This window comes from Streptococcus sp. HMSC072G04 (genome assembly GCF_001813295.1).
In the GTDB taxonomy this organism is placed as follows: domain Bacteria; phylum Bacillota; class Bacilli; order Lactobacillales; family Streptococcaceae; genus Streptococcus.
The window spans coordinates 98,331-105,307 of sequence record NZ_KV812027.1 but is presented as its reverse complement, the minus strand read 5'-3'; the positions used below and the strand labels follow the sequence as shown (position 1 = coordinate 105,307).

General features: G+C 39.3%; 6 protein-coding genes. 4 read left to right on the top strand and 2 right to left on the bottom strand.

The window, feature by feature from the left end; translation table 11 throughout:
- The first annotated feature begins 545 nt into the window (after window positions 1-545).
- From HMPREF2904_RS06255 to HMPREF2904_RS06240, 4 genes are all read left to right on the top strand, one after another.
- Window positions 546-1,280, top strand: a complete 735-nt coding sequence (locus HMPREF2904_RS06255) for a response regulator transcription factor (RefSeq protein ID WP_070661074.1) — start codon at window positions 546-548, stop codon at window positions 1,278-1,280.
- A gap of 12 nt (window positions 1,281-1,292) precedes the next feature.
- On the top strand, window positions 1,293-2,597 hold the full coding sequence (locus HMPREF2904_RS06250; protein ID WP_141751202.1) for a sensor histidine kinase: 1,305 nt from the start codon (window positions 1,293-1,295) through the stop codon (window positions 2,595-2,597).
- Window positions 2,598-2,886: 289 nt separating this feature from the next.
- The gene (locus HMPREF2904_RS06245) at window positions 2,887-3,567 is read left to right on the top strand and encodes an ABC transporter ATP-binding protein (RefSeq protein WP_070661071.1); all 681 of its coding nucleotides are present in this window, start codon (window positions 2,887-2,889) and stop codon (window positions 3,565-3,567) included.
- Complete coding sequence (locus tag HMPREF2904_RS06240; RefSeq protein ID WP_070661068.1) at window positions 3,564-4,271, top strand: ABC transporter; 708 nt, start codon at window positions 3,564-3,566, stop codon at window positions 4,269-4,271. Before HMPREF2904_RS06245 ends, HMPREF2904_RS06240 begins: the two co-directional genes overlap by 4 nt.
- 197 nt (window positions 4,272-4,468) lie before the next feature.
- Here HMPREF2904_RS06240 and HMPREF2904_RS06235 read toward each other — a convergent pair whose 3' ends face one another.
- Complete coding sequence (locus HMPREF2904_RS06235; protein ID WP_070661065.1) at window positions 4,469-4,999, bottom strand: hypothetical protein; 531 nt, start codon at window positions 4,997-4,999, stop codon at window positions 4,469-4,471.
- 688 nt (window positions 5,000-5,687) lie between these two features.
- The gene (locus HMPREF2904_RS06230; RefSeq protein ID WP_003009857.1) at window positions 5,688-6,698 is read right to left on the bottom strand and encodes a YeiH family protein; all 1,011 of its coding nucleotides are present in this window, start codon (window positions 6,696-6,698) and stop codon (window positions 5,688-5,690) included.
- Window positions 6,699-6,977: the final 279 nt, after the last annotated feature.

The following is a 6,977-nucleotide window of genomic DNA, read 5'->3' as shown; positions in this document are numbered from 1 at the left end:
GGCTAGGACTTTTGTCCCAGCCTCTTTTTATCGTGCTTTGGGATTTTTATTTGTTATGGAATAATATTTTTATTTTAAATTTTGTAACAGAAATGATAAATACTAATTAAAGAGGACTTGCGTAGATGCTTGGGAATCAAGCGTTTGTGGTGTTTTCAGGAAGAGGGATATTTGCCAACAAATTGCAATACAAATTAACTGATTTTGTAATAATTCTAGTGTATGCTAGTAAGAGTAGATCACAGGTCTACATTGTTGCAAGGGGAGAACTTCCCACATACATGTCTATTGACAATAAAACTTGATCGTAATATCGCTGTTAGTAAAATGAGAGTTTGAACATAGCATAGATTTTATCGACCTTTTTCATATTAAAAAATATTTTTCAAATTCCCCTTGCGCAAGCTCTTCCGGATTCCTCCGGGAGAGTTTTTTGTTTAGGATAAAAGGTAGAAGGCCTATCAAGTCTCTTTTGAAAGAGTGGCTCAGTAGGCATCATTTATGGTAAAATAGAACATATTCGTAGAGGGGAAGGAGTGAGGACTTTGTTGAAGATTTTTGTATTAGAAGATGAGTGGATCCAGCAATCGCGTATTGAAGTGGTCTTGCAGGATCTCATCCATCAAAAATCCTTGCAATGCAAAGCGCCAGAAGTGTTTGGGAAGTCAAGCCAGTTGCTGGATGCTATCACAGAGAGAGGCGCCCATCACCTATTCTTTTTAGATATCGAGATTAAAGGTGAGGAGAAAAAGGGTCTAGAGATCGCAAAAGAGATTCGTAAGAAAGATCCCCACGCGACCATTGTCTTTGTCACTACTCACTCTGAATTTATGCCCATTACCTTTCAGTACAAAGTGGCCGCCTTGGATTTTATCGATAAAACGCTGAGTGAGGAAGAGTTCAGAGAGAGAATCAGCTCAGCTATCGATTATACCTTGGAGCAAGCTGGGACCACGATTGCGCAAGATGCCTTTACATTTGAGAGTGCGATGGCGCGTGTACAAGTTCCTTTTAATAAGATTTTGTATGTTGAAACGTCTCCAACCATTCACAAGGTCATTTTACACACCCAGGAAGAGCGCTTGGAATTTTACGCTAGTATTGCCGATATCGAAAAAGCAGATCCCCGCTTGTATCGGTGCCACCGCTCCTTTGTGGTGAATCCGCAAAATATTACGAAGATTGATAAAGAAGCCAAGAAAGCTTTTTTTGAAAATGGAGACAATTGCTTGATCTCACGGACCAAGTATAGAGGCTTACTGGAAGCTTTGAAAAAATAGAGGGAGAAAGAATTGCTGTTAACTATTCTAATGTCTTACCTAAAGTTCTTCGTCAGCATGCTGATCTATCGTCATATCAGTAGACAAGAGTTCACCTTGCGCTGGCTCTTTTTGTGCCCCTTCCTCTTCGCAATTATCTTTACCCTTGTACCACCGGTAGGCTTTTTTGGCTATTTCTTAGTATTTATTGCCTATAGTTTCTACCGAAATCGTAACATACGACACCTTTTGAATATTTTTTATGGGCTCTATCCGGTTGTCATGGAGAGTCTCATTGGGCGTCTCTTAGCCTTTTATGTCTTTCCAATGTTAGGGATCATACTTGTTCATGAGGCATCTGTCAGCTGGTATGATGCTCTACTTGAATTGCTGGTCTTTCCTGTTTATATAGGAATCACTAAATTGTTAAAACTAGATTTTACAGATTTAAAAGTAGGGTTTCAACGGCAGTATTTTAATCGTTTCCTACTCCCAATGGATCTTTCCATGTTTGTGTATTTGCTCAGTGTTGTAGGTCTGGTGGTTTTTGAGGATGCTATTCCTCATGCAGATGCTTTACGGGAACAGTTAAATAGTATTTATCTGATTTTGTTTTTTGTGATGCTCTTGTATTTCAATGCAGTGTCCAAAGAACGATTGAAACAAGAGATTCTAGAGCAAAAAGATAGGCAACTGCAGGAGTTAGCCACCTATAGCCAACACGTCGAAATGCTCTACGGGGAGATTCGTGCCTTTCGTCATGATTACCTGAATATTTTAACCAGTCTCAAATTAAGTATTGAGCATGAAGATCTTAACGCGATCAGGGAAGTCTATGAGAATGTTCTTCGAGAGAGTGGCCAGCAATTTTACGATAGCAAGTTTGATATTGCCAAACTCAGTCACATTGAAAATCCAGCTGTAAAAAGTGTTCTGTCCGCAAAATTATTGGAGGCTCAAAACAAAGGGATTGGGATCTCTGTCGAGATCGATGAACCTGTTCGAGATTTATTCATCGAGGTTTTAGATTTCATCACCTTCTTATCTATCCTTTGTGACAATGCTATCGAAGCGAGTCTCGAATCAGACGACCCCCAGCTGACTCTTGCCATGCTCCAGGAGGAAAACTCCCTCATCTTAATAGTTGAAAATAGTACAAAAGCTGAAAAAATAGATCTGGCGAGAATTTTTGAAAAGGACTACTCCAGTAAAGGAGAGGGCCGCGGTCTTGGCTTGTACAAGATCCAACAATTACTGGAAAAGTATCCCAAAACGACAGTGTCTACCAAGAGTTCAAACTACCGATTTACTCAGAGTCTGACCTTTTGGAAGGAATAATAGAAGAGAGAGTGGGACAGAAATCGGTAATTCGTTAGAATTCGATTTCGTCGTCCCACCTCCGAACAGTTGAGTAGGGCTGTAAAAACTGATGAAATCAGCGTAGTAGAGCCCACTCAACCACTGCGTCTTGCTCGACAATTCAAAGATAATTGAGAGGCTAGGACTTTTGTCCCAGCCTCTTTTTTGACCATTCACGACGATTTTATGACCGATTCTGACAGAGAGCCACAAAGCCTGTCCCTTTGAAGTATACTGTACACAAGATCAATAAGAAAAGAGGGATCGTATGTTTCAGGTAGCATCTATTACAAAATCATTTAAGGAGAAAGCTGTATTAAAGGGAGTGTCTTTTTCGATAGAAGAAGGAGACAAAATTGCCTTGCTGGGAAATAATGGGGCAGGAAAAAGTACCCTGTTCAACATTATCGTTGGGCAGCTCCAGGCCGATTCGGGAACGATAAAGACTTCGCTTGATTTTCAAAGAGAAATTGGGATGATGCCTCAGGGGGATCTGCTTATCGAGGATCTAACTGTTGCTGAATTCGTCGAATTAAAAAGCCGGATGAATCAGCTGAAGCAGGCTGATATCAATGGACTCTTAGAGATGGTCGAATTGAGAGGCTCAAAAGAGCAGATGGTGGGAAGTCTTTCTGGTGGTCAAAAGAGACGCTTGTCCTTGTTGTTAACCATTTTGAATCATCCAAGGTTGATTTTTTTAGATGAGCCAACGACTGGTATGGACTTGGAAGCAGTGGATAATTTTTGGAAATTGCTGGAGCAGCAAGAGTTTACATCTGTTGTGGTGACCCATGATTTCAACCAAATTGATGCCTTTTTTACAAAAGTCCTGATTTTAAAAGATGGTCGAATTGCTGCCACAAAGTCTGTCGAGGATATTCACCAGGCTGGTCAAACCATTGAGCAGTATTTCCGAGAAGAGATGAATAAAGGAGGGGAACAAGCATGAAAAAGATTCAATTAAAACAAGTTTTACGAAATAAGCGCTTTGTATTATTCACCATTATTTTACCCATAGGCTGGTATATCTTCTTTTATCAGCTTCAAAAAGGGGTTTCGCCAAGTATTTTATTAGGTATTGCCGTCTTTATCGGGGTCATTGGCAATAGCCTTGCAACCTTTAGTAAGCGAATCGCCTCAGATATCGGGTTTTATTCTTTTGAATCCCATTTTACAAGTTATAGTGTCGAGAACTATTTATGGGATCAATCGATTGTGCAACTGATTCTGAACAGCTTGATCTTTTTAGCAGTGCTAGTAGTTGCTGTTCTAGGTTTTCACTTTCCAGTGACGACTAGCCTGTTGGTACAATTTTTCCTCTTATCCTTGATGGGGATCTACTTTAGCGTGATTGGCTTTGTACTTGGGGTCAGGGTAGATGCCAAGACAATTGATACTATAGGATTTCCGGTTATTATTTTGGCCGCTATGACCATTATTCCCTTTGATACGCTTGGCGCAAGTGGAGGATTTATGGACCTGGTTGGCAAGCTACAACGGGCTTTCCCAGGCTATTATTATACAAAGCTGATCCAAGATTTGACCGAGAAACAAACGATCGATGTCTCTCAATTGGCGCTCTTTGTTGCCGTATTTGGATTGAATTTGCTATTTTTCTATCTGCTCGTACCCAAAGGAAAAATGGGGAACTAGGAGCAGTTATAAAGAGGCTGGGACAAAAGTCCTAGCCTCTCAATTATTTTTGGATTGTCGAGCAAGACGCAGTGGTTGAGTGGGCTCTACTACGCTGATTTCATCAGCTTTTACAGCCCTACTCAACTGTGCGGAGGTGGGACGACGAAATCGAATTCTAACGAATTACCGATTTCTGTCCCACTCTCTTTTCTTTGCTATAAAACGGTTATTCGGTATTCTTCCGTCAAGTACTTGGAAAGATCTTGCCATTCTTTTTCCTTAAATTTACAAAGATTGACGAAGACTTTTACGGTATGGTGCTCTGGATCAATGATGATATTGGATTTTGAGAGATTTTCTAGTGTAGTATTGTCCCTCAGTTGAAATTCGATGAAATAACTCTTACTATTTTGGTGATCCGGGTCACTGACGTCAGCCACTTTATAGGCTGCAGTTACCAAATTATCCTTGGGGATAAAGATATCTTTTGTCAGAATCACTCCCTGATAAGCATAGATCCCATCAGAAGTCAGCTCAAAGGCGATCTGACGACTGGTCAGTCTTTTGATCCCAGCAATGGTTGCATAGATCGCAATTAACAATAAAAGGATTTGAATGAGGGTGACGAAACTGACTTTGGGAACCCCCTCGAAACCTAGGACCGATAAAAAAGCTAAGTGGACAAAGAGCGCACAAGCAAAAGCCAGAGAGCCATATCCGATATATTTTGAATAATAGATTTTCATTTTGGACTCCTTACACTTAAGATGCAACGAAAACTTGGAATTTCAAGTACCCTTATCATAGCGGATTCGGTGAAGAGCTGTCAAATGTTTGCTAGGGTTCAAAGGTGGTTTTTTTATTATAAATGGAATAACAATGGTGCAGAATGATTTAACTTCGTACGCTAAATTATAGTATCTAAAAAAGTGAGCTAAATGATTTTGAAATAAGCAAAAAAGCCTTGAGTTGTTTTCAAGGCTTTTTGTGCATAAGAAAATGCCCCCTACATGGATTTGGAAAGGATTTTCATATTGAGAGTAATTAAAAATATTGAAATATAAGTGATTTTAGGGAAGTACTTTTAGGTATTTCCAATGTCATGATTTAAAAATGGGGCAAAAGTGGGGCAAAAACGAATGACTCTCATTTGGTTTGAAAACCTATAATATCTAATGATTATGCTATACTAGAAATATAGTGTTGTTATCAATAAATATCAGTGCGAGACTAATCGGAGGATAAAATGGAAAAACAAATTAATGAAAAAATTATCGAAATGGATAGGGAATATCCCTTTTTATTTTGCTTTAAATCAGATTTTTGGATGGAATAGTAGATGATAAGACAAAATATCTTTGAAGATACAAAAAGACAAACGCCAAAAATGACGTTTGTCTACGTTCTGAGGTAGCCTTTAGGCTCCCTTTTTTCTTAGAAAATACCGATGAGTAATTGCATGCCAAGACTAGTCAGGATGATAGCGATCCAGCAAAGGGCTCCAAGAAGAATGGATTTTCCACTGGATTTGATCATAGCAACGAGGTTAGTTTTAAGACCAATAGCACTCATAGCCATGATGATGAGGAATTTGGAGAGCTGTTTGAGAGGTGAAAAGAAGCTATTGCTAACACCAAAAGAAGTAAGGACGGTAGTTAGCAGAGAAGCTAGGATGAAGTAGAGAATGAAAACGGGGAAGATTTTTTTAAGCTTTACTCCTTGGTTGTTGTCTTGTTGACGGCTTTGCCAATAGGAGAGGAAGAGAGTAATAGGGATAATAGCTAAGGTACGAGTCAGTTTGACAATGGTTGCAGATTCTAGAGTATTGGTATGATACAGACTATCCCAGGCGCTAGCTGTGGCTGTTACAGAGGAAGTATCGTTGACCGCAGTACCCGCAAAGAGAGCAAAACCTTCGTTGGAGAGATGGAGCCAAGAACCTAGAGTTGGAAAGATAAGAGCTGCCAAGACATTGAAGAAAAAGATAACAGAAATGGCTTGGGCTACTTCTTTTTCCTTGGCGTGAATAACAGGAGCAGTCGCTGCAATGGCAGAACCGCCACAGATAGAAGAGCCTACCCCAATCAAGGTAGCTAGCTTTGTATCCATGTTAAAAAATCGTTGGAAAAAGAAAGCAATAATTAAAGCGATAGAAATAGTCGAAAGGATGACAGGGAGGGAAGATTTTCCAACTGCGAAAACTTGAGAGATATTGAGTCCAAAACCAAGTAAGATAACAGCATACTGAAGCAATTTTTTGGAGCTATAAGTCAAACCAGCATCCAGTTGTTTATAGGGAGTGAGAAAGGGGTAGAGAATCATTCCGATAAAAATGGCGAAAACAGGTGCTCCCACAACAGGCAGAAAGCCTCCTAAAACCCAAGAGATGATAGAAATGATCAGACAGACTAACAGTCCTGCCCAATTTTTTGATAGAAATGACATAAAAACCTCCGAAAATAAATACTCCTTATTATAATCTTATCTGTCAGAAAAGTAAAATAGAAATTAGGAATAAGGTTGTAAATTAACGGAATTTTGCGGTCAGAGAGCTTTTGTAGTTTAATAGATATATGTTCTTTGATCAATAAGGATGCAAATGTGGCATATGTTATTGAAAAAAATGAATTTGATGAGCCTGGATATGTGAAGTAATTATGTGAGATAAGAAAATAAATAAGAGAGTTGAAAATGTACTGCACCCCAAAAGTTAGACAGAAAAAA